Below are 23,726 nucleotides of genomic sequence, written 5' to 3' on the forward strand. Positions count from 1 at the left end.
TCTGCAGATGATCAATGACAGCCGACTGGACAGAACGATGGCAGACGGCCTGATGTCGCTCGCCGACGTTCTGATACCCGAGCAGGCACCCTGGCCAGCACCCTCGTCAACCGGACTCGCCGACTACTTCGTCGACGCGGTCCGGGTTCCGCAGGACCAACTCGAGCTGGGAGCGCTGCACGCCACGTGGCTGAACATCCCTCGTGACGAGCCGCTTCAGGCAGCGCGAGCGATCGAACAGCAGATGCCTGCGGCGTTCACGCTGTTTCGGCAGATCTGCTACCTGGGCTATTACGCGCAGCCCGAGGTCGTGCGAGTGCTGCAGATCGAGATGGACTGCGACTACCACAGTCCGCCGCAACCGCAGGGCTACGTCATGGATCTCGACGAAGCCATCCCGCCGCCAAAAGTCGGGCATTACACCCCCACCAACCATGTCCGAAACGTTCGTCTGGAGACCGTGTCATGATGCTGGTTACCTCGCCGAAAACCCCGACCGAAGATGTCGATGTCGTCATCGTCGGATCGGGCATGGCCGGCGGCGCGCTGGCCAAGCGACTGAGCGACGGTGGTCTGCGCGTCGTCTGTCTCGAACAGGGACGCCCGCTGCATCCGGCGGAACTGCGGCATTTCTCCGACACGTGGGAGTGGGACAAACAGCGGGAGTGGAACGTCCACCCGAATGTGCGCAAGTTGCCGCAGGACTACCCGATCGGCGGTGAGCCGCACAGCATCCGCAACCGCAACGATGTCGGCGGCAGCCTCAACCACTGGTCGGCCCACTGGCCGCGATTCAAGCCGGTCGACTTCCGGAAGGGCACTGAACACGGCCTGGCTCCCGACTGGCCCATCACCTACGAGGACCTGGAACCGTACTACGACATCAACGACCGGGAGATGGGCATCTCGGGCCGGCCGGGCGACCCCGCCTACCCGCCGCGCACCACCCACACCACACCGCCGATACCGCTCGGCACGTTCGGCCGGACCATGGCACGCGGCTTCGAGAAACTCGGCTGGCATTGGTGGTGGATGGACAACGCCATCATCACCAAGCCTCTGGACGGCCGGTTGCCGTGCAACCACTGCGGCCAGTGCATTCTGGGCTGCCCGCGGTCATCGATCTCCACTTCTGCAACCGGGTATCTGCCACGGGCCATGGCCAACGGTGCGCAACTGCGCACGGGATGCCGCGTCGAGCAGATCATCGTCGACGGCGACACCGCACGGGGTGTCATCTACGTCGACATCGAAACGGGCCGACGGTATCGGCAAGACGCCAAGGCGGTCATCGTCGCAGGCAACGGGATCGGCACGCCGCGGCTGCTGCTGGTGTCTGCCAACTCCAGCCATCCCGACGGATTGGCCAACAGCAGTGGACAATTGGGCCGCAACCTGATGTACCACCCGCAAGCCTTCGTCGAAGGGATCTTCGAGGAATCTCTCGACGGCTACAAGGGTGCGCGCGGTGCGCCGCTGTTCAGCCAACAGTTCTACGAAACCGATCCCAGTAGGGGTTTCGTCAATGGTTTCACCGCGCTGGTGGTCCGCGCCCCGGGAGCAGGCGTTGCCGCCAACGGGTATTGGACCCGGGAACCGGTCCCCTGGGGTCCGGACCACCACAAGGAGTTCGCGCGACTCTTCGGCCATCACGCCTGGATCATCGTCATGGCCGAAGAACTGCCGTCGCCGACCAACCGCGTGACCCTCGATCCCGAGCTCACCGACTCCACCGGCATGCCCGCACCCAAGGTCGAGTACCGGGTTCATCCCAACGACCGGAAGCTCGTCGAGTTCGGCATCGCCAGAAGCCGGGAAGCCATGACGGCGGCAGGCGCCTACGACGTCACCGATTCCGGGCTGCTCGATCCACCACCGGGATATCACCTGCTGGGAACCGCCAGAATGGGCACCGATCCGGCTGATTCGGTGACCAACCGATGGCATCAAGCCTGGGACATCCCCAACCTGTTCATCTGCGACGGCAGCTCGATGCCCACCAGTGCAGGCGTCAATCCCACCCCCACCATAGGTGCCATGGCGGTCCGGCTCGCTGACTTCCTGGTGCGGGAAGGCAACAGCCTTCTCGGCAGCGACAGACCCCGATTGGCCGACGACAGAATGGAATCCGTTCGATGACAACACTCTCCACCGAACCGACCGTCGAGACGCTCAAGATGCTGATCGGAGGTCGGTGGGTCGACGCGCAGGACGGGCGCCGCGCGGACAGCATCAATCCGTTCACCGGAAAGGTCTGGGCCACTGCGCCTTTCGCCGGAAACGAGGACGTCGACGCCGCGGTCCGCGCGGCCAGATCGGCATTCGCCGGGCCGTGGGGAGCCATGACCGGCGCCGAACGGGTCAAGCTCATGCTGCGGTTCGCCGATCTGCTCGAGACGCGCGCCGAAGAGCTGGCGGTCACCGAATCCACCGACAACGGCAAGCTGATTCGTGAGATGGGCGCTCAGATGAGGGCCTTGCCGGGTTACTACCGGTATTTCGCCGGCTACGCCGACAAGATCCACGGCGAGACCATCCCGACCGAGAAGCCCAACTTCTTCACCTACACGACGCGTGAGCCGCTCGGCGTCGTCGGCGCGATCCTGCCGTGGAACTCGCCGCTGCTGCTGCTCACCTGGAAGCTCGCCCCCGCGCTGGCGGCGGGCTGCACGGTGGTCGCCAAAGCGGCCGACCAGACTCCCGCATCGGTCCTGAGATTCGGTGCGCTGTTCGAAGAGGCCGGTTTCCCACCGGGTGTGTTCAATGTGGTCACGGGCGACGGCCCGACCACCGGCGCCGCGCTCGTCAGCAACCCGGGCGTCGACCGGATCTGTTTCACGGGTTCGAACGCCACCGGAATCCAGGTGATGAAGAACGCGGCCGACAACATCACCAGGGTGACGTTGGAGCTGGGCGGAAAGTCACCCAACATCGTGTTCGCGGATGCCGACCTCGATGCGGTCACCAACGGTGTGCTGGCCGGCATCTTCGCCGCCACGGGCCAAACCTGCGTCGCGGGGTCGCGGCTGCTCGTGCAACGTGAGATCTACGATCAGCTGGCAGAACGACTCATTCAGCGCGCCAAGGACATTCGGCTGGGCGATCCGCTCGATCCCGCCAGCGAGATGGGTCCGGTGGCGTTCCAGGCCCAGTTGGACAAGATCCTGGAGTACATCCGGATCGGACAGGCCGAGGGTGCGGTGCTCGCCACCGGGGGCGACCGTCCGACGGCGCCGGAACTGGGCAATGGGCTGTTCGTCAGCCCGACGATCTTCACCGGAGTGGACAACGCCATGAGGATCGCCCAGGAGGAGATCTTCGGCCCGGTGCTGTGCATGATCCCCTTCGAGACCGAAGAGGACGCAGTGAAGATCGCGAATGCCACGCCGTTCGGCCTGGGCGCCGGAGTGTGGACCCTCAATGTGCAGCGCGCGCACCGTATGGCTCGTGCGCTGCGGGCGGGCACCGTGTGGGTGAATGCCTATCGCACGCTGTCGTGGGCGGCACCGTTCGGAGGGTTCAAAGGCAGTGGCATCGGCCGTGAACTGGGCCTGGAATCCCTGCATGAATTCACCGAGACGAAGTCGGTGTGGATCGAGACGTCAGGCGCTTCCCAGGATCCGTTCCGAATGGGGTGAGGTGATCAGTACCCGCCCTGGCGATCGAAGATCCTGCGCGGGTTGTCCACGAGCATCGTGGTGATCTGCGCATCGGTGACCCCGCGCTCGCGCAGCGCGGGCAGAACATCGTTGTGGATGTGCAGGTATCCGGTGTTGGGCAGGACCGTGGTGGTGAGCTCGTCGGGCAGTGCGTCGAAATAGCACCAGGTGTCGTGCGAGAGCACCATGCGGTCGGCGTGGCCACGCTCGCACATGGTCGCGACGGTCGCCACCCGGTCCTCGAACGGTAGGTAGACGTCGACGCCGAACCGGTCCATGCCGATGTAGGAGCCGTTGGCGATCAGCTCCTCGAGATAGCCGATGTCGGTGGTGTCGCCGGAGTGGCCGATGACCACCCGCGACAGGTCGACGCCTTCCTCGGCGAAGATGCGCTGCTGTTCGAGACCGCGGCGGGTGGCGGCATGGGTGTGGGTGGAGATGGGCACGCCGGTCTCCCTGTGGGCCTGTGCGACGGCCCGCAGCACTCGCTCGACACCGGGGGTGACGCCGGGTTCGTCGGTGGCGCACTTGAGGATTGCGGCTCTGATCCCGGTGTCGGCGACGCCCTTCTCGATGTCGTGGACGAACATCTCGACCATCGGGTCCGGGCCGGCCAACGCCGTGCCCGGCCCGCGGAACCAGAACGCCATCGGGATGTCGTTGTAGGTGTACAGACCGGTGGCGACGACGATGTTGAGATCGGTGGCCGCCGCGATCCGCGCGATGCGGGGCAGATAGCGTCCGAGCCCGACGACGGTGAGGTCGACGATGGTGTCCACACCACGGGCTTTGAGCTCGTTGAGTCGCGCGATGGCGTCGGCTTCCCGACGCGTCTCGTCGCCCCAGCTGTCCGGGTAGTTCGCGGTGAGCTCGCTGGTCATGATGAAGACGTGCTCGTGCATGAGCGTGGCGCCGAGTTCGGCTGTATCGATGGGACCATGTGCGGTGTTCACTGTCGGCACGGCTCCGATGCTAGGCCCGAAAAGCGTTGCGCGAGCGTGAATCCTCTGCGGGAATTCGGCGAATTCGTCGCAGAGACTTCACATTCGGTGCCGGATCGGCCGGTTCACCTGTGGGTCGCCGCTTCGACCGCGGCGATGGCCTCGGGGGTGACCGGGTCGAGGATGTCGTCGAAATCGTGGTGCTGCTTGACGTACTTGGCCACGTACGGGCACACCGGGACGATGCGCTTGCCCGCCGCGCGGGCATCGGTCAACGCCGCGGACACCAGTTCGCCGGCCAAACCCTGGCCGCCGAACTTGTCGTCGATCTCGGTGTGGTAGAAGATGCGCTGGTCGCCCGAGTCGACGTACGCCTCCAGGCCGGCATGCTCGCCGTCGACGGTGATCTCGTAGTGGTGCGCTGCGGGAATGTTGCGAACTTCAGCCATGTCTTCACTATGCCGCAGCGACGCTGGCACGATCGGGTAGATGGCCGTGCCAGCAACGTCGACGTGGGCGCCGCTGGCGTCGCCGATCTACCGGGCGCTGTGGATCGCGCAGTTCGTCTCCAATCTGGGCACGTGGATGCAGACTGTGGGTGCCCAGTGGATGCTGGTCGGGGATCCGCGGGCGCCGGTGCTGGTGCCGTTGGTGCAGACCGCGACGACGCTGCCGGTGATGCTGCTCGCCCTGCCGTCGGGTGTACTCGCCGATCTGGTGGACCGGCGCCGGTTGCTGGTCGCCACTCAGGGGGCGATGGCGGCCGGGGTGGCCGCGCTCGCGACACTGACCGGCGCCGGGCTGGCCACCCCGACCGTGTTGCTCACCCTGCTGTTCCTGATCGGTTGCGGGCAGGCGTTGACTGCCCCGGCGTGGCAGGCGATCCAGCCGGACCTCGTTCCTAGAGAACAGATTCCGGCCGCCGCCGCACTGGGCAGCATGAGCATGAACGGGGCACGGGCCATCGGCCCGGCCGTCGCGGGCGCACTGGTGTCCCTGTCCGGCCCGACGTTGGTGTTTGCGCTCAACGCGGTCTCGTTCGTCGGCATCGTGGTGGTGTTGCTGCTCTGGCGCCGCCCCGCCGCCGAGCGGTTGTTGCCCGCCGAACGACCATTGGCCGCGTTGAACGCAGGCGGTCGGTTCATCCGCAGCTCACCGATCATCCGGCGGATCCTGCTGCGCGCGGTGTTGTTCATCGCGCCGGGCAGTGCGCTCTGGGGTCTGCTCGCCGTCGTCGCCCAGCGTCAACTCGGCTTGTCGTCATCGGGGTACGGTCTGTTGCTCGGCGCACTGGGTGTGGGAGCGGTGCTCGGCGCCTTCGTGCTGGGCCGGCTGCAGTCGACCTTCGGCCTGAACAAGCTGCTGATCGTCGCGGCGCTCGGATTCGCCGGGGCCACCACGGTTTTGGCACTGGTCCACAACTTCGGTGCCGTGCTGGCCGCTCTCGTCATTGGCGGCACGTCCTGGCTGCTGGCGTTGTCGACGCTGAACGCCTCGATGCAGTTGAGCCTGCCCGCATGGGTGCGTGCGCGTGGGCTGTCGGTGTACCAGCTGACCTTCATGGGCGGTCAGGCCATCGGCTCGCTGGTGTGGGGTCTGGTCGCGGGCGTCACCAGCAGCGTCACCGCACTGTTGATCAGTGCGGGGTTGCTGGTGTTCTGCGCGGTGTCGGCCTGGTGGTGGCCACTGCACGCGCGCACCGGCGATCTCGACCTGACTCCGTCGGCGCACTGGCCGGAGCCGGCCCTGGTGTTCGAACCGGAACCGCCCGACGGGCCCGTGCTGGTGCTCATCTACTACCGGGTCGAACCAGACGACGAGACCGGGGTTTTCGCCGCGATGGCGGTGCTCGGCCGGTCGCGGCAGCGCACCGGGGCAGCGCAATGGCAGGTGTTCCGCAGCGGCGAGGAGCACAGCACCTTCGTCGAGGCGTTCGTGGTGCGGTCGTGGGATGAGCATCTGCGTCAGCACCGCACCCGTCAGACCGGGCAGGATCTGGTCATCGAGCAGGCCGTCGCGCGCTGGGTGCAGGGCGAGCCGGTGTCGCAGCATTTGATCGCCGTGAAGACGTCTTGACTGTGAGGGGCATCACAGTAATATGACCAGTGGTCATCAAGCCTTGGAGGGTAGATGCCAACGGTCACCTGGGCCCGCGTGGATCCCGCTCGTCGAGCGGCGGTGATCGCGGCCGCCGAAGCGGAATTCGGTGCCCACGGCTATTCGCGGGGCAGTCTCAATGTCATCGCGCGGCGAGCCGGTGTCGCGAAAGGCAGCCTGTTCCAATACTTTGCCGACAAGCGCGACCTGTATGCGTTCATCGCCGATGTCGCCAGCCAACGTGTGCGGTCCCATATGGAAGGCCGCATACGCGAGCTCGACCCCAGTCGCCCGTTCTTCGAATTCCTCCCGGACCTGCTCGACGACTGGGTCGCCTACTTCGCCGATCACCCCAGGGAACGTGCGCTGCACGCCGCCGCCAGCTTCGAGGTCGACGCCGACGCCCGGGTCAGCGTGCGCGCCGTGGTTCACCGTCATTACCTCGACGTACTGCGACCCCTCGTGCACGACGCGCGGACCCGCGGTGACCTGCGAGCCGACTGCGATGTCGACGCCCTGCTGTCGCTGATGCTGATGATCTTCCCGCACCTGGCGCTCGCGCCGTACGTGCGTGGAATGGACCCCGTCCTGGGCTTGGATGAGCCCAGTCCCGAGCAGCCGGCGTTGGCCGTGCGAAGACTCGTCGCGGTGTTGGCGGCCGCGTTCTCGCCGACACCCCAAGCAGCCCACCAGATCTGAGGAGGTCAGATGTCACACACACATTTCGGCTCGTTGAGCAAGGGTGGTCTCAACTGGGACAGCGTGCCGTTGCGGTTGTTCTCCGGGGGCAATGCGAAGTTCTGGAATCCGGCCGATATCGACTTCTCCCGGGACCGGACCGACTGGGAGGCGCTCACGGAACGAGAGCGAGAATATGCCACGCGGTTGTGCGCCGAGTTCATCGCAGGCGAGGAAGCGGTCACCAAGGACATCCAGCCGTTCATGAGCGCCATGCGGGCCGAGGGCCGGCTCGGCGACGAAATGTACTTGACGCAGTTCGCCTTTGAGGAAGCCAAGCACACCCAGGTGTTCCGCATGTGGCTGGACGCCGTCGGGGTCACCGAAGACCTGCACAAGTATTTCGACGACGTACCGGCGTATCGCGAGATCTTCTATGAAGAGCTTCCGGCGTCGCTCGAAGCTCTGTACACCGATCCGTCGCCCGCGGCCCAGGTGCGGGCCTCGGTGACCTACAACCACATCGTCGAAGGCATGTTGGCGCTCACGGGATACTATGCGTGGCACAAGATTTGCGTCGACCGCGGCATCCTGCCGGGCATGCAGGAGCTGGTCCGGCGCATCGGCGACGACGAACGCAGGCACATGGCGTGGGGTACGTTCACGTGCCGCAGGCACGTCGCCGCCGACGACGCCAACTGGGCGGTGTTCGAAGCCAGGATGAACGAATTGATCCCGCTCGCACTGCGTCTCACCGAGGAGGGCTTCGCCCTCTACGCGCCCGACATCCCCTTCGGCCTGGTCGAGGACGAGTTCCTGCAGTACTCCACCGACAAGGGCATGCGCCGTTTCGGCACGATCAGCAGCGCGCGCGGACGCCCGCTCGAGGAGATCGATCTCGACTATTCACCGCTGACGTTGGAGGACACCTTCGCCGACGAGGATGCCGCGGCGCTCACGTCGGCCTGAGTTTCCGCGCGTGCGGTACGCGGCCGGAACGCCACGGTCGACGTGGCGACGACGGCCACCGAGATCAGCGCGAGCAACTGCACCCACGGCGAATGCCCGACATATCCGTCGACCGAGCGCCACGGATGCTGCGACAGGGCGGCCCCCGCGATGATCAACCCACCGGCCGACAAGCCGAGTGTGAGCCGATCGCACCAAGATTCACGATTGCGCAACAAGTAGCGCACACCCAGGGCGGCCGCGACGACGAGCACTCCGGGCACCCCGGAGATCGCCGTGCCGACCGCGAGCACGCCCAGGCTGGTCAGCACCGGACCGGGCCGCCACGGCCGGGCCGGTGCCGACTCGGCCGATGGGCGTCGGGCCGGCAGCAGTGCCAGCAGTGCGAGTAACGGCAGCAGCGCGAGCCCACCGATCAGGCCGACGCGGTAGGGCCGGTTGGAGTCGAACGACAATGTCACCGTGCCCGAGGTCGCGGCCGGGACCACCCAGCCCTGCTGCCAACCGTTGACGGTCACCGGTTCGAGCCGGGTGCCCGCCGCGTCGCGGGCGATCCAGCCGGGGTTGATGCTCTCGGGGACCACCAGGATCCGCGAGGTCGGCGCGGGCGTCACCCGCACCTCGCGGCGATCCGGTCCCCATTCCGATGTATCGGCGAGAGTCGTTGTCGCCGTGGGTAGTTGGTCCTTGGGTGTGGACAGGGCGATGCCGTCGACGACGAACGCTGCCCCCGGGCTGACGAGCAGCTCCTGCTGACCGGCAGGCAGGGATATCGGGTCGGTGCGGCACGGCTGGGCCGGGATCGGGTCGCCGTCGAGCAGCGCCGCGACCGTGGTGCGGACCGAGGTCTGGATGAACTGTCCTGCCACGCCGATGATCGGGCCCTGCCCGCAGGGCAGCGAGACGACGCGGGCGCGGTTGGCGGCGGCGTCGGCCGCGCCGATCGGCCGGCCATGCGCATCGAATACCGAGATGTCGGCCAGCCCAGGCGGTTTGAGCTGATCGAAGCCGAGCGATGTGCGGTCGATGATGTCGTTCCACGCCAGCAGGGAAACGGTGATGGTGTCCGTCACCCGCGGTTTGAGCTTGAGCGTCTGCGGTTCGAACGTGCCCGGCAGCTGGTGCACCTGCGGGCCGTCGCCCAGGTCGATCGACACCAGCGTCGGGTGCGCAGGCGGCTCGGCCTCGCCCGGATTGATGCGCAGCGCGCCCACCTCGGTCGGGGCGGGCAGCTTGAGGGTCAGCGTGGGTGGCGACTTGAACTGAACCACCCGCTGCGGAGCCGTCCATGATGTGCGGGGATCGCCGTCGGTGGCCGCGAACGACGAGCCGAGCACGTCGATCGGGTCGGCGTCACCGAACGCCCGGGTGGTGCCCGGTTGGGCGACCAGATCGGCCAGCTTGGGTCCCTGGCGGGCCCGTACCCACACCGTCGGGCGTACCTCGGTGGACTCCGGAACGGTCAGCGTGCGGCTGAGGTTCACCGGCTCCTCGGAGGCCAGGGCCATCGCCGCCGCGCATCGCACCCCGACGGGGCTTTCCGCGCAGCCGGGCCGCCCCAACAGCTCGGTGCCCAGATCCCATTGCGCCACAGGCGAACTCGCGGGCGGACCGGGCACCTCGACGGTATGCCGCAGATTGATGGGATGGGCGTAACCCGATGCGTCGTACTGGGTGACGGCCAGATCGGTGATGCCGAACTGCACGCCAGGAGATCCGTCGTCGGTGGCCACCGCGGTGACCCGGACCCACGGGGATTCCCCGACCGGCAGCGGGACGGTCAGCGGCTTACCCGCGGTCTCGAACCGCAGCGTGCTGGTGCCGGTGGCGGTGGCCACCTCGATGCGGCGCACCTGCGCGCCGACCGCGGTGGCACTCGGGGTGATGGTCAGGGTGGCGTTGGTGATCGGATGGTCGAAATCGACCTGGAGCCACTGGCCGACGGCGGCCTGCAGGGCGTTGGACACCCATGCGGTCGACGGGTCGGCATCGATGGCCGCGGCCGGTCCCGTCGCGGGCGCGACATTGGGCAGCGCCGTCGAATCCGCCGCCGAGCTCGACACCGTCACGCGTCCGCCGCCCCACCGCCCGTACACCGGGTCGGTCCCGCGGGACGGATAATCCGGCACCCGGTTGTAGGTATGCCGCGCATCGTCGGGCGTCCGGATCGCCGAGGCATGGTCGTCGACCCGGCCGTAGTCGATCTCGCGGGCCTGCGGGGTGTCGGTCACCACCACGCCGTGGCCGTCGACGGTGATGGGCAGCCCGGCGCGCTGCGCATCGGCGGTCAGCAACATGGGCCCCAGCGGCGGCAGGCCGGACAGCCGCCGGCGTTCGTCGATACGCAGCAGCGCCTCAGGTGCGCCGTCCACGCGGGCCATGGTGTCTGGGTCGACCAGATACGGTTTGCCCGCCGACGCGGCGCCGTCGACCCGGTAGATCTGCACCGCGGGATAGCGCGGCCGCAACCCGCTGTCGGCGATGAACCCTTCCAACGTGCCCGGTCCGACCGGGTCGCCGAACTCGGCTACTTTCGACAAACCGGGCGAGCCTTCTATCGAACGGTGCACCAGCACCGGGCGGGCCGACCGCGACGTGTCCGGGTCCAGATCGTTACGCACCACAACATACGAAATACCTTGCCGGGCAAGGGTATCGGCGAGCCCAGCGGAGGGCCGGCCGGCGGCGAACAAGCGCTGCACCGAATCGAGCGCCCGGATGGTCTCCGGCGGGGTCAGCGGGATCGAGTCACGCACCCCCCACGGGCTGCTGCCCAGCACCTGCAGCGGTTCGTCGTGGCTGGTGCCCCACACCTGGGTGGCGAACGGGGCGCCCGGCGCCACCAGCACGCGGCCGCGCTCGGTGTTGTGCTCGTCGAGCCAGTCGGCGGCGTCGTGCCAGTACTGCGGGATTGCGCTGAACGTGCCCGGCGGCGCGATGCGGCCGGTCCAGGCGAGCGCCGTGCCCGCGGCGAGCGCCGCCAGCACCACGATGCTGACCGCGACCCGCCGGTCCCGCTCCGGATGGGCGTACGCGCTCACCCACACCGGACGCGGGACAGTGCCCGGCAACGGAACCCGGCCCAGCAGATGGGCCAGGCCAAGGGCCAGCGGCAGCCGGATCACCGGTTCGAGTTTGTGCAGGTTGCGTAGCGGGGTGCCGGTGCCGTCGAGGAAGGCCTGCACCTGATGCGCGACGGGGGAGCCCAGGCCGCCGGAGTAGCCCAGGCCCAGCAGCACGATGCCGATCAGCAGCATGGTGATCAGCCGGCCGCGGGCGGGCATCGAACGCAACGCCAGCCCGGCCAGGCCCGCAGCGGCCACCAACGTTGTGGCCAGCACCGCCACCGTGCTGGTCACCAGCGATGCGGCGGCCGTTGCGTTGGGCGCGACGAACGGGGTCCAGCTGTCGGTGCCGCGCAACATCTCGGTCAGCGAGGTCCACTGCGTGGTGACGCCGGAGGATTCGATGAAGTCGAGGAACGGCGGGCTGATCCGGCCCAACATCACCAACGCGATCACCCACCAGGTGACAGCCAGCGCCGTGCAGCCGAACCACCACGCAGTGAACCGCAGCCACAGCTTGTTCGGCCGGTGACAGGCCCACCAGATGAGCGCGGCCAGGCAGCCGGTCAGGGTCGCGACGGCGTTCACCGCGCCCATCAGGGCGACCGCTCCCGCGGATCGCGCGGCCATCAGCCGGACATTGTGGTGTCCCCGTAACGCCAAAATCACCGGCACCAACACCCACGGCGCCAGCATCATCGGCAGCGTCTCCGACGAGATCGCGCCCAGGGTGGTCAGCACCCGCGGGCACAGCGCGAATGCGAGCGCGCCGAGTACCCGCGAGCTGGTGCTGCCGATACCCAGGATCTCGGCGACCCGCAGCAGGCCCCAGAACCCGACGACCAGCAGTAGCGCCCACCACAACCGCTGGGTGATCCAGCCCGGGATGCCGAGCTCATGGCCGATGAGAAAGAAGGTGCCGTGCGGGAACAGATACCCGTAAGCCTGGTTTTGCGCCTGCCCGAACGGCAGGTCGCTGTTCCACAGGTTGAACGCGCGGGTCAGGAACCGCAGCGGGTTGGCGGTCAGGTCGAGCTTGGTGTCGGGCGAGATCTGTCCGGGTGACTGCGCGAAAGTCAGGGCCAGAGCGACCGCGGTGACCAGCCATAACCAGCGCCGCGACAGCGGCGCGGCGGGACTACGTTCGGCGTGCAGGAGCGGAGCGACCGAGTTTTAAGTACGGTCGCCGTACTCGACCCGGTTGAGCACCGATGACGCCGGATCACCCGCCTGCAGCGGAGGCTTCGTGTCCTGTTGCACCATCAACGTCACACCGAAGACGGCGGCCGCGCCCAGCAACAGACCGACAACGACGCTGGCGGCAGACGGGACGACGAACCGATTCACCCGGCCAACCTAGCACGCGTGGGCCTCGGCACCCGATCGCGTGACGTCACACTAGGTAGTACAGCTTGGCGTCTTCCTCGGCTGCTTCGGCGGTGAGGCGGGCCTGCGCGTACCGCACGGCCCGCAGCGTCGCGGAGAACTCGACCTCCTCCTCGGGGAACACCTGCTCGGCCGGGAACCAGTTGAACAGTCCGACGTTGGTCAGTGCGGCCAGGGTGTCGGGCCGCACGCCGGCCAGCAGGACAGTGGCGCCGTGATCCTCGCGCAGGAAGTGTTCGAGCCGCTCGATGCACACGGCGTCGGGGTGGCGCACCCGCTTGAGCCGCAGCACCACGAACTTGACCTCACCGGCGCGGATACGTTCGCGCAGGGCGTCGAAGTAGCGGTCGAGTTCCGGGGCGGCTCCGAAGAACAGCTCGCCCTCGAGGTCGTAGATCACGATCGACGGGTCGACGGGGTCGTCGGGAACCCGCTCGCGGACCACGCGCTCGGGCGTCACGGTCAGCTCGGCGGCCTTGAGCTTGGCCGCTCGCGGCACGAACAGCAGGATCGACAGCGCGATCCCGAGCAGCACCGCCTTGTCGAGGTCGACGAGCACGCCGGTCAGCGCCGTCACGATCACCAGCCCCGCGTCGTAACGCGACGTCTTCACCGTGGTGATGAGCCGCCGAAAGTCGACCAGCCGGGCCGCGGTGACCAGCAGCAGCCCGGCCAGCGCGGCCTGCGGGATGTAGTGCAGCAGCGGCGCGAACAGCAGCAGGGCCACGGCCACGGCGGCGGCGGCGAGGATGCCGGAGAACCGGGTGACCGCACCCGCCTGATGGTTGATCGCCGAGCGGGACAGTGACCCCGAGCCGGGCAGGCTCTGGAAGAACCCGCCGGTCAGGTTGGCCAGCCCCTCCGCCAGGATCTGGCGGCTGTAGTCGATCTTCTGCTGGGTCTGATGCGCGATGGCCTTGGCGATCGACAGCGCCTCGATCAGGCCGATGAACGCGATGGCCAGCGCGCCCTGCGACAACTGGCCGAGCGAGTGCAGGTCGACGGTGGGGATGTGGAAACCGGGCAGGCTCTGCGGCACCTTGGCGGCCAGGTTCACCGCGGTCTTCCCGTCGGTGCCCGGCGTCGACCACCCGGCCAGGAAGGCGATCACCCCGGCCACGATCAGCACGGTCAGCAGATCGATCTGCGGCAGGCCGTAGCGCTTGACCAGCCGGCGCAGCAGCACCGCGATCACCACCGCCGAGACACTGAGGAAGACGGCCTTCGGGTTGATCTTGTCGCCGTGGAACACCGTGAGATACACGTTGGTCAAGATCGGGGTGTGGGCGTCGCCCTTGCTCTTCACACCCAGCGCGTTGCCGATCTGGCCGAGGGCGAGGATCAGCGCCGCCGCCGCCATGAATCCGATGATCACCGACTCGGAGATGTAGCGCGTCAGGTCACCCAGCTTGAGCACCGCGATGAGAATCTGGATGGCACCGACGAGGATGCCCAGCAGGAACAGCGCCTCGAAGAGCACCGTGCGGTTCTCCGGGTCGATGAACGCCAGCGAGCTGAACACCAGCAGTGAGATGGCGCTGGTCGGTCCGTTGATCAGGTGCGAGGACGACCCGAACACCGAGGCGACGGCGGTGACGACGATCGCCGAATACACGCCGTACTTCGGGTCGACCCCGGCGATCAGCGCATAGGCGATGCCCTGTGGCAGCGCGACGGCGGCCACGGTGAGTCCGGCGATGAGGTCGCGACGGCCGGTGAGGGCGAGTGAAGCGGCGGGGGGAATCCGGGGCCAGGTGTAGTTCATCAGGACGCCGCCTTTGCCGGAGAAGCGATGTTGTCGTAGATCCCGTTGTCGCCGTAGAACTTCTGCCGGGCGTCGTTCCAGTCCTTGGCGATCGCGGTGATCGGGAACAGCGAGATGGCAGGCAGCGTGTCGGCATGCTTGGCGAGCACGTCGGGCAGCACCGGGCGATACCCGTACTGCGCGAACAACTCCTGCGCGGGTGGTGTGAACAGATATTGCAGATAGGCCTTGGCGGCGGCCGCGGTCTTGGCGTTCGTGTCGTTGGCGTCCACCCACGCCACGGCGGGCTCGGCCTTGATGCTCACCGGCGGGTACACGACCTCGAATTCGTCCTTGTTGGCCGCGACTTCGCGCAGTGCCTCGTTCTCCCACGTCAGGTGCACGTCGCCGATCTTCTGGTCGGCGAAGCTGGCGGCCGACGTGCGGGCGCCGGCGTCGAACACCGCGACGTGGCGGTACAGCTGGCGCAGGTAGTCCTGCGCCTGTTCGGGGGTGCCGTTGCGGGTGGTCACCGAACCCCAGGCGGCCAGGAAGCTCAGCTGACCGTTACCGGATGTCTTCGGGTTCGGGGTCACCACCGAGACGCCGTCATGCACCAGGTCGGGCCAGTCGTGAATGCCCTTCGGGTTGCCCTTGTGCACGACGAACACCACCGTCGACGTGTACGGCACCGAGTTGTTGGGCAGGCGCTTCTGCCAGTCGTCGGCGATCAGCCCGCGCTTGCGCAGGGAGTCGACGTCGCTGATGAGCGCCAGGGACACCACATTGGCCGGTTCGGTGCCGTCGATGACGTTGCGGGCCTGCCTGCCCGAGCCGCCGTGAGACTGCTTGATGTCGAGTGTGATTCCGCTCTGGGTGCGGTACTGCGCGACGAACGCCTTGTCGAGCGCGGCGTAGACCTCACGCGTCGGGTCGTAGGAGACGTTGAGGATCTGGTTGGGCGTGTGGTCGGGCAGGTTCTTGACCGTCACCAACACCGCGGCCAGCACGACCGCGGCGACACCGAGGATGCGCAGCCACGGTCGCGTCCGCGGCGCTGACGTGTCTGCCATGGGCAACCCCTTCGTCCGGCGTTTGCTGTGGATGCTGATAGCGGTCAGACATTAGTGATTCACCAGCCGGAAGGCAGTAGCGAAAATCTGACTGATTATTAACTCGCCGGGTGCGACGGGCGGGCGGCGCCGAGACCGAGGTCCGGTCGCGGCCGCCGCTGTGACTACTCTCAGAACACATGCCCCGCGTTCTGAGTGTGCTTGTCGCGCTGTCCGGACTGTTGCTGGCGTGTTCGCCATCCACGCAGACGTCGTCGGATCACCAACAGGTGAGCAGCAGCAAGCCGCTGCCCAAAGCGCCCGTCGCGCAGAGCTGCGACCTGACCGCGCTGCCCACCCGGGACAAGCTGGCCCAGTTGCTCACCGTCGGCGTGACCGACGGTGACGACGCGCGCAAGGTCGTGAGTGAACAGCACGTCGGCGGCATCATGATCGGCAGCTGGACTGATCTGTCCATGTTGTCCGACGGCTCGCTGAAGGAGATCGCCGACGCGGCAGGCCCACTGCCTCTCGCGGTCAGCGTCGACGAGGAAGGCGGCCGGGTGTCGCGCCTCGCGTCGATCATCGGCAAGCAGCCGTCGCCGCGGGTGCTGGCGCAGACCAACACCGCCGACGAGGTGTACGGCATCGCGCTCGAGCGCGGTAAGAAGATGCACGATCTGGGCATCACCGTGGACTTCGCCCCCGTCGTCGACGTCACCGACGCCCCGGACGACACGGTCATCGGTGACCGGTCCTTCGGGGACGACCCGGCCAAGGTCACCGAATACGCCGGGGCCTATGCGCGCGGTCTGCGCGACGCCGGAATCCTGCCGGTACTCAAGCACTTTCCCGGCCACGGCCACGGATCCGGTGACTCGCACACCAATTCGGTGACCACGCCTCCGCTGGCCGACCTGCAGACCAACGATCTGGTGCCCTATCACACTCTGACCACCGCGGCCCCGGTCGCCGTCATGGTCGGGCATCTCGAGGTTCCCGGCCTGACCGGCACCGACCCGGCCAGCCTCAGCGCACCGGCCTACGAGCTGCTGCGGTCCGGCAATTACGGCGGCCCGCCGTTCAACGGCCTGGTCTACACCGACGACCTGTCCAGCATGGCCGCCATCAACGAACGCTACGGCGTGTCCGCGGCGGTGCTCAAGGCCTTGCAGGCCGGCGCCGACAACGCACTGTGGATCACCACCAAGGAGGTGCCCGCGGTGCTGGACGGACTCGAAAAGGCTGTGGCGGCAGGCGAACTGTCGATGGACAACATCAACGCCTCGCTGCAGCGGAACTCCGCGATCAAGGGCCCGGTGCGCTGCGGCGGCTGACCGTCACCGAACCACCTTGACAGCCCCGAGTTTCGGATCGGATGCGCTGATCGGGTTCCCTGCATCGCGCAGCGCGCGCAGCACGTCGATGACCTCGCCGGTGAGCCGTTCGCCTGGCATGACCAGGGGTATGCCCGGCGGGTAGGGCGTGATCGCCTCCGCCGCAACCAGTCCGGTCGCATCGGTGAGCGCCACCGTGTCGGTTTGCGCGAAGAACGCCTCCCGTGGGGTCAGCACCGTGGGGCCTCGCAGCGCGAGCAGATCGGTGGTCAACGTGTCACTGCCGCCGGTGGTGTCAGCACGTCCGGCCCAGTCGGCAACCTCGGTGAACCCGGCGACCAGCCGATCCATATCGGTATCGGTATTGCCGATGGTCGAGATGCACAGGACGTGGCCAGGGCCGCTCAGTTCCGGCTGCACCCCGTGCACGCGGTTGAGTCGCGCGACGATGTCCTGTGCGTCGGCGGCCAGTCCCGTTGTGCCGATGAGCAGTTTGGTCTCATCGAGCTGATGAAAGCCGGTGCCCGCGCCGGACGCGTCCTCGGGGCGTAGCACCCGCAGGCCCGGTATCGCGGCCAGCCGGTCGCCTGCGTGCCGCGCCCGCTGCAGTGCGCGGCCCAACAGATCTCGGCCGTCGATCATCATCTGCCGACGGGCCAGATCGATCGAGGCCATGATGGCGAAATGCGGGGTGGTGGTCTGGATCAGCTGCAGTGCCCGTCGCGCCGTCGCCGGATCTATCGCATCTGGATCGATGTGCAGGAGCGCGGCTTGGCTGAGGCCTGAGAGCACCTTGTGCACTGACTGCACGGTGGCCGCGGCACCGGATTGCTCGGCGGGCACCGGCAATTCGGGGTGGAATGCGAAATGCGGCGAGTGCGCGCCGTCGACGAGGAGTCGAGCACCGAACCGCAGGCACAACTCTGACAGCGCGCTGATGTCGGCCGTGGTTCCGTAGTAGGTGGGGTGCAACATCCACAGTGCCGACGCGCCGCTCGCAGCGAGGGCGCGTTCGACCACGTGGGCGTCGAGCCCGTGGGCGATACCGAACTGCGTGTCCCACCGCGGCTCGAGCCACACCGGCAGCGCGCCGACCTGCACCAGGCCGGCCAGCACCGACTTGTGTGCGTTGCGCTGCACCAGAACCGGCTCACCGGGACGCAGCGCGGACAATGCCACCGCGATGTTGCCGCTCGTCGAGCCCTGAACCAGGATGAAGCTCTGCCCGACACCCCACGCGTCGGCGACCAGTTGCTCGGCCTGCAGGATGGGCCCCTCCGGGCAGTGCAGTGTGTCGGTGTCGGGCAGGTTGTTGAGGTCAAGGGCTGCAATGTTTTCCCGGAACCAGGGGTCGAGCGTGCGGCCGCCCTTGTGGCCCGGACTGTAGAGCGGCGCCTGCTCCCGCTCGACGAATTCTCGGATTGCCTCGAACAACGGCGCCGCGGTGTGATTCACAGTGAGTACACCCGGGCGGCGTTGTGCACCCCGATCATGTCGACGATTCTGATCGCATCGGCCTCGGCGCAGTCGCCTGACCGAATCCATTGGCCGAGAACCAGTCCCATGGCGCGGCGCCACAGCACCGAGCCCAGCAGATGCAGTTCGGGCGGGCCGAACGCGTCCGAGGAGAACAGTTGTTTGGCGAACGGGGCGGTCTCCATGGCCTCGGCGACCAGGCCGGTCGACCGGACGCCGAGATAGTTGATGCCAAGGCCCACATCGAAATTCACGTGGTCAAAGGCTTGCGCCAGATAACCGGACTGCCGGTGAAACGGATAGCAATGCAGCAGCAGCACCGGAACCGGTGTCATCGATCGCAGCAGCGGTAGCAGCAACATGGGATCGGTGCGGTGCAGATCAAGATCCCGGTCGCCGAAGCCGACGTGCACCTGGATCGGCAACCCGTGCGCGGCGGCCTCGTGCACGCCGAACGCGATCAGCACCGGGCTGTCCACGCGTTGCGACGGCCGGGCCGCCAGCGCCCGCGCATGCTCGATCACCTGGCCGTCGTCCGGTCGCGACCAGTCGATGTCGAATCCTGTGCGATAGGCCGCAATCGTCTTGGTGCCCACGGTATCCGGCGCTCCTGCCGCGGCCTGCAATGCGGCCCTGAAAGCGGCGGGAAACTCCTGCGCAGCGATGCCGGATTCGAGGAGATCCTCGGCGAGACGCTCCAATCGCAGGATCGATGACGACGGGCTGCCGCTGAGTTCGGTGAGCCGTTCGGGCGTCGCGATGAGGTCACCCTGGAAACCGGTGTCCACGACCCAGCGTTCGATGCCGGCGAGAGGCAACATGACCGCAGCGAGTTCGTCGGGGGTGAATTCGCTGCGCCGCTTCCAGTACTCGTCGGCGTCGGCGTGGGGCTGTAGCCCCAGCACCGGAGCGCACCAACGCCGGATGGACAGTCCCAGCGGCGAATCGAACTGGGTCATGAAATCCGGTATGGGATCGGTGGATCCCTCATTGATCGACGCCTCGAAACCGGCCCGGTCGACGGGCTGGTTGAAGCTGCCGTGCACATGGTGGTCGATCAACCGGACCGTGCGCAGGTGTTCGGCGAGCGCGTCAGGTACTTCGGTCTGGACCCCGTCGAACACGTCCGCGAGTTCACCATCCGGCATAGCGTGCGACCTCCTGTGCGTCGACCTTCCCTGCGGCCGCGTCCGCGATTGCCGTCCCGATGATCTCGGCGCCGCGGGCCGCTTCGGCCTCGCTCAGTATCAGCGGTGGCGTGATCTCAAGAACGTTGCCGCCGACGTAGTACACCACCGCGCCCAACTCCCATGCGCGGTACACCACCTGCGCGGCGAGTCGCGGGTCGCGTTCCCCGGTGGCCGGATCGACCAGCTCCAGACCGATGGCCAACCCGCGCCCACGCACCTCGCCGATGGTGTCGGAATCCAATGCTCGCAACGCTTCCTGCAGTACCGCACCGACTTTCGCCGCGCGTTCGGGTAGCTGCTCGCCGACGATGGTGGCCAGCACCGCACGGCCCGCGGCGGTGCACACCGGATTGCCTGCGGTGGTGAGCAGCGCAGCGGCCGGCGGATTGTCGAGCAGTTCTGCGGGGCCCACGGCTGCCGACAGCGGCAGGCCGCCGCCGAGTACCTTGCCGAACGTCACGATGTCGGGCACCACGCCGTCGTGCTCGAACGCGTGCAGGGTACCCGGCCTGCCCAGCCCCATCTTGACCTCGTCGCAGATCATGGGCACGCCGTGGCGGCGACACACCTCGTGCAACCGGGCCAAGAAGCCGTCCGGTGGCACGACGAGGCCCCCGTCGGACAGGATGGGCTCCACGATCAGGCACGCGATGGAGCCGGTCGCCAAATGCCGTTCGGCGAGGGCAAGGCAGGCGGCGACGTCGGCGTCGATGCCGGCGGATGTGGGCCGGAAAGGGTTGGGATAGGGCAGGAACACGACGTCGGGGTCCGGCGCGGCACCGGCGTCGACGTGCACCCCGGACACGCCCATCGCGACTCCGACGCCGCCGTGGTAACTGTGCTCGAACGCGATCACGGTGTGGCGCCCGGTGGCGTGGCGGCATGCGCGCAGCGCGACGTCGTTGGCGTCCGAACCGGCATGCCCCAGATAGACCCGCCGCTCACCGCTGCCGGGAACCAATGCGAGCAGGTCCTCGGCCAGACCCACCGAGTCGGGATGCACGGCGGACAGTCCACCGGACCCGGGCGCGGTCCGCACGGCCCGGCTGACCGCCTCGGCGATCGCCGGATGCCCGTGTCCCAGACCGCTGGCGGTCCAGGTCGCCGAAAGGTCCAGCAGCTCACGGCCGTCGGGGGCCACCAGGGTGCTGCCGTGACCGGAGACCACCTCCAGCGGGAAGAACCTCAGCTTCTCGATACCGGCGATGACCGCTTCGTCGCGTTCGTAGAGCGTGCTCACTTGGCCTCCGCCTGTACCGGTGGGGTGAGATCCAGTTCGCGTGTCAGCGATTCACCCACCCGTTTCGCGATACCCGATGCGGCCAGGGCGATGACCAGGCCGACGGCACACCAATACAGGCCCAACAGTGGTGCGGCCAGCCAGGTTTCGGCGTCCTTGACGTTGAACCACAGCACCACCAGGATCACCACGGCACCCAGCAGCGGCAGTATGAGGCCTGGCGCCTTGCCTTGACCGCCGTGTACGGCGACGAACTTGGGGGCACCGACGAACCATGCCGCGGCCACCTCAACCAGCAGGTAGCACACCATCAGACACACCGAACCGGCCACGGCGAACAGGAAATACGTGTCGATGGCGGCGTTGCCCGTGCCCATCACCGGCCAGCCGGTCGCCCCGCAGATCAGGTCGACCACCAAGGCGAGGCCGACAACGAGCCAGGTGGCCCGGCGCGGACCCCCGGTGGCTTCGTGGATATGCGCGAGCGCCTTGGGGCCGAAGCCGTCGCGGCCGAACGCATACAGCATGCGGCCTGACGTCGCAGCTGTTGCCATGTGGCACCCGAACGCGGCGACCGTTGCTGTGAAGATGATGATCAGTGAGAACCACTGACCGATATAGCGACTACCCAAGTCGCCCAACGTGTTACCCGAACTCTGGAACGCCGCGAGCCCGGCCTCGTCGGTGCCGAACCCAATGACCTGAGCGAACATCACCACCACGAACAGCACACCGGTGAGGATCAGCGTGCCGGCCAGCGCTCGCGGAATGTTGCGGCCCGGGTTGTCGGTCTCTTCGCCCATCGAGGCACAGGCCTCGAAACCCGCCCAGGACAGGAAGGCGGCCACCACGCCGCTGAGCACCGCGGACGCGGACACACCGCCGGAGAAGGAGAACACGCTGAGGTCGAACCCGGTGGAATCGGCACCGCCGCGGGCGAATATCGCGATCACGAGGATGATCATCGCCACGATGCCGACGCCTTCGATGCCGAGCAGAATCTTGGCCAACAATCTGATGTCGCGACCGGCCAGCGCGAACGAGATGATCGCGCCCACCACCACGACCGCCATCCACGGAAGCTGATATGGGTGTTCGTTGCCCGGTTGCAGTTGTGCGACGAACGCATTCGTGAAGGCCGCCGTCAAAGCCAGTGTGCCGATGGAGAATCCGACGTACGCGCCGAGCATGGCGAATCCGGAGAAGAACCCGGCCCGCGGACCGACGGTGCCACCCACCAGTGCGTAGGCGGAACCGGCGTGATTGAGGTGCCGGGTCAGGCGCACGAAGCTGTAGCCGACCAGGGACACGCCGATCAGGCCGATGAGGAACACCAGTGGGATGGCCTTGCCCACGGTGGCGATGAGGCCCTGCCCATTGCCGGACATGGCCAGGGTGGGACCGACCGTCGCGACCGACAGTGCCAGCGCTACCCAGAACGGCAGGCGCCGGTGCGGTAGTTGATCGGTGTCATTGGTGGCGCTAGTGGTCATCGATGTCTCCCTTCCATTTTTGTGCTCCTCGCGTGCGGTCAACAGCTCCAGGCCAGACGCAGCGCCTGGCAGATCTCGGTTGGCGGCCGATCGCCGTAGGTGACCAACTCGTGGTTGCGCACGGCGGCAACACCTTCGATGACCGCAGGCGTCAGCAGCTCGGCAGCCACAGCGGAGGTCTGCAGAGTCTTGAGCACTGTGCGCTGGTCGGTGGGCAGTGGTTGAAGATCGGCTGTCTGCGCCGGATCGTCGGCGATCTCGGCGGGCAGTTGCAGGCCGAGGTCGATACCGCGCAGCGCGCTGCGCAGGAAGGCTGCCGCCGCGAGATACGGGTTGGCGCTGGGGTCGATGAGTTTCAGTTCGACATTGGCGCCGTGGGGATTTCCGGGTGTCGCGGCGATGAACCTGACCGCAGCCTCGCGGTTCTCCAAGCCCCAGCATTTGGCGGCCCCCGCCCAGTTGCCGGGCTTGAGCCGTGCAGCCGACAAAACCGAACCCGCGTACACGCCAAGGAGATCCGGCAAGGTGTCCAGAACTCCCGCGATCGCGGACTGCCCCGCCTGCCGCATCCCGTGCGGGCCGTCGCCTCCGGACAGCAGGGGACCGGCGTCGTCGGCGAACGACAGGTGCAGGTGTGCGCCGTTGCCCGCCTCCCCGGCGAACGGTACGGGGGAGAACGAAATCTTCAGACCGTGGCGGGCTGCGGCCCGGCCGATCACGATCCGCGCCAGGATGACGGCGTCGGCTGCGGCCACCGGCGTCGTCGGCGCCAGCGCCACTTCGAGTTGGTCATGGCCGTACTCGGTGTGGAGCTGGTCGATGACCAAGCCGGCACGTTCGGCGCTCGTCATGAGGTCGACCAGGAACGCGGAGCGGTCCAGGGATGTGCGCATGCCGTAGGGCGACCAAGGCTCGGCGGATGCGTGCTGCGTGTCCGGAGCCAGCATCGTGCACTCCAGCTCGGCGCCGATCTTTGCCGTCAAGCCTTGTGCGGCTGCCGCTTGTTCTGCGCGGGCCAGCAGCGTGCGGGTACACAACGGAGCCGGTTGGCCGTACTGGTCGTACAGGCTCGCGGGCGCCCAGGCCACGCCCTGTTCCACCACCTGCAGTTCGGTCGGATCGATCCGGATCCGCAGGTCCCCGACCACGCCGATGTCCGGTGTGAAGGCGATGCCGCTGTCGACGCAGAACACGCTCCACGAAGGTGAGACGCCCATGCCTGCGGACTGGAACGAGGAGAGGCGTCGCAGCGGCACGTACTTCGCGCGCGTCACCCCTGCGAGGTCGGTCAGCGATCCGGCGACGATCTCGACGCCGTCAGCGCGTAGGTCATCGATCTGCGGCGTCATGGCTCCTCCTGGCTTCCCAAGTCTGCGAGCACGCTATGTCATAAATGTTT

General features: G+C 67.5%; 17 protein-coding genes and 1 pseudogene. 7 read left to right on the forward strand and 11 right to left on the reverse strand.

The genetic code is table 11. The annotated features are described in order from the left end of the window. The first annotated feature begins 7 nt into the window (after positions 1-7). From BST13_RS29705 to BST13_RS29715, 3 genes are read left to right on the forward strand one after another with little or no spacing between them, the layout of a single operon-like run. Positions 8-469 carry a hypothetical protein gene (locus BST13_RS29705; protein ID WP_083168609.1) on the forward strand — a complete coding sequence of 154 codons (462 nt, stop codon included), beginning with the start codon at positions 8-10 and terminating at the stop codon, positions 467-469. Beyond that, entirely contained in the window at positions 466-2,139 is a 1,674-nt protein-coding gene (locus BST13_RS29710; RefSeq protein WP_211296212.1) for a GMC family oxidoreductase, read from the forward strand. The genes BST13_RS29705 and BST13_RS29710 overlap by 4 nt, the downstream gene beginning before the upstream one ends. Continuing rightward, positions 2,136-3,638 (forward strand): aldehyde dehydrogenase, encoded by a 1,503-nt coding sequence (locus BST13_RS29715; RefSeq protein ID WP_083168610.1) that lies wholly within the window; start codon positions 2,136-2,138, stop codon positions 3,636-3,638. The genes BST13_RS29710 and BST13_RS29715 overlap by 4 nt, the downstream gene beginning before the upstream one ends. A 5-nt stretch (positions 3,639-3,643) precedes the next feature. Here BST13_RS29715 and BST13_RS29720 read toward each other — a convergent pair whose 3' ends face one another. Further along, complete coding sequence (locus tag BST13_RS29720; RefSeq protein ID WP_083168612.1) at positions 3,644-4,621, reverse strand: phosphotriesterase family protein; 978 nt, start codon at positions 4,619-4,621, stop codon at positions 3,644-3,646. A 104-nt stretch (positions 4,622-4,725) separates the two neighbouring features. Beyond that, positions 4,726-5,049: a GNAT family N-acetyltransferase gene (locus tag BST13_RS29725; RefSeq protein ID WP_083168614.1), complete on the reverse strand. Its 324-nt coding sequence runs from the start codon at positions 5,047-5,049 to the stop codon at positions 4,726-4,728. A gap of 40 nt (positions 5,050-5,089) precedes the next feature. Here BST13_RS29725 and BST13_RS29730 point away from each other — a divergent pair, with 40 nt between their 5' ends. The 3 genes and pseudogenes from BST13_RS29730 to BST13_RS29740 all read left to right on the forward strand — a co-directional run bounded on the left by BST13_RS29730 (position 5,090) and on the right by BST13_RS29740 (position 8,344). Continuing rightward, positions 5,090-6,676, forward strand: coding sequence for an MFS transporter (locus BST13_RS29730; RefSeq protein WP_083168615.1), 1,587 nt, complete (start codon positions 5,090-5,092; stop codon positions 6,674-6,676). A gap of 54 nt (positions 6,677-6,730) precedes the next feature. Further along, positions 6,731-7,433: pseudogene (locus tag BST13_RS29735) on the forward strand (TetR/AcrR family transcriptional regulator). Continuing rightward, the gene (locus BST13_RS29740) at positions 7,406-8,344 is read left to right on the forward strand and encodes a R2-like ligand-binding oxidase (protein WP_083168618.1); all 939 of its coding nucleotides are present in this window, start codon (positions 7,406-7,408) and stop codon (positions 8,342-8,344) included. The pseudogene BST13_RS29735 and the gene BST13_RS29740 overlap by 28 nt, the downstream one beginning before the upstream one ends. On the opposite strand, the gene BST13_RS29745 is transcribed toward BST13_RS29740, so the two are convergent. The 4 genes from BST13_RS29745 to BST13_RS29760 are packed head-to-tail and all read right to left on the reverse strand — an operon-like array spanning position 8,278 to position 15,612. Continuing rightward, positions 8,278-12,564 carry an alpha-(1->3)-arabinofuranosyltransferase gene (locus BST13_RS29745; RefSeq protein WP_245839859.1) on the reverse strand — a complete coding sequence of 1,429 codons (4,287 nt, stop codon included), beginning with the start codon at positions 12,562-12,564 and terminating at the stop codon, positions 8,278-8,280. The two genes, BST13_RS29740 and BST13_RS29745, sit on opposite strands and share 67 nt — an antisense overlap. A gap of 18 nt (positions 12,565-12,582) precedes the next feature. Beyond that, positions 12,583-12,756: a DUF2613 domain-containing protein gene (locus BST13_RS29750; protein ID WP_064941712.1), complete on the reverse strand. Its 174-nt coding sequence runs from the start codon at positions 12,754-12,756 to the stop codon at positions 12,583-12,585. Positions 12,757-12,802: 46 nt separating this feature from the next. Then, positions 12,803-14,560, reverse strand: a complete 1,758-nt coding sequence (locus BST13_RS29755) for a SulP family inorganic anion transporter (RefSeq protein ID WP_083168622.1) — start codon at positions 14,558-14,560, stop codon at positions 12,803-12,805. Further along, entirely contained in the window at positions 14,560-15,612 is a 1,053-nt protein-coding gene (locus tag BST13_RS29760) for a sulfate ABC transporter substrate-binding protein (RefSeq protein WP_083168624.1), read from the reverse strand. The genes BST13_RS29755 and BST13_RS29760 overlap by 1 nt, the downstream gene beginning before the upstream one ends. 179 nt (positions 15,613-15,791) lie before the next feature. On the opposite strand from BST13_RS29760, the gene BST13_RS29765 reads away from it, so the two are divergent. Then, on the forward strand, positions 15,792-16,928 hold the full coding sequence (locus tag BST13_RS29765) for a glycoside hydrolase family 3 N-terminal domain-containing protein (protein WP_083168626.1): 1,137 nt from the start codon (positions 15,792-15,794) through the stop codon (positions 16,926-16,928). Between the two features lie 3 nt (positions 16,929-16,931). Here BST13_RS29765 and BST13_RS29770 read toward each other — a convergent pair whose 3' ends face one another. The 5 genes from BST13_RS29770 to BST13_RS29790 are packed head-to-tail and all read right to left on the reverse strand — an operon-like array spanning position 16,932 to position 23,676. Next, a complete protein-coding gene (locus tag BST13_RS29770) occupies positions 16,932-18,383 on the reverse strand; it encodes an aminotransferase class I/II-fold pyridoxal phosphate-dependent enzyme (protein WP_245839855.1) in 1,452 nt (483 codons plus the stop codon). After that, positions 18,380-19,552, reverse strand: a complete 1,173-nt coding sequence (locus BST13_RS29775) for an amidohydrolase family protein (RefSeq protein ID WP_083168629.1) — start codon at positions 19,550-19,552, stop codon at positions 18,380-18,382. Before BST13_RS29775 ends, BST13_RS29770 begins: the two co-directional genes overlap by 4 nt. After that, positions 19,539-20,834 carry an aspartate aminotransferase family protein gene (locus BST13_RS29780; RefSeq protein WP_083168630.1) on the reverse strand — a complete coding sequence of 432 codons (1,296 nt, stop codon included), beginning with the start codon at positions 20,832-20,834 and terminating at the stop codon, positions 19,539-19,541. The genes BST13_RS29775 and BST13_RS29780 overlap by 14 nt, the downstream gene beginning before the upstream one ends. Continuing rightward, positions 20,831-22,327 carry an APC family permease gene (locus BST13_RS29785; RefSeq protein ID WP_083168632.1) on the reverse strand — a complete coding sequence of 499 codons (1,497 nt, stop codon included), beginning with the start codon at positions 22,325-22,327 and terminating at the stop codon, positions 20,831-20,833. The genes BST13_RS29780 and BST13_RS29785 overlap by 4 nt, the downstream gene beginning before the upstream one ends. A 38-nt stretch (positions 22,328-22,365) precedes the next feature. Further along, positions 22,366-23,676: a type I glutamate--ammonia ligase gene (locus BST13_RS29790; RefSeq protein ID WP_083168633.1), complete on the reverse strand. Its 1,311-nt coding sequence runs from the start codon at positions 23,674-23,676 to the stop codon at positions 22,366-22,368. Positions 23,677-23,726: the final 50 nt, after the last annotated feature.

Source organism: Mycobacterium aquaticum (genome assembly GCF_002086485.1).
GTDB lineage: Bacteria > Actinomycetota > Actinomycetes > Mycobacteriales > Mycobacteriaceae > Mycobacterium > Mycobacterium aquaticum.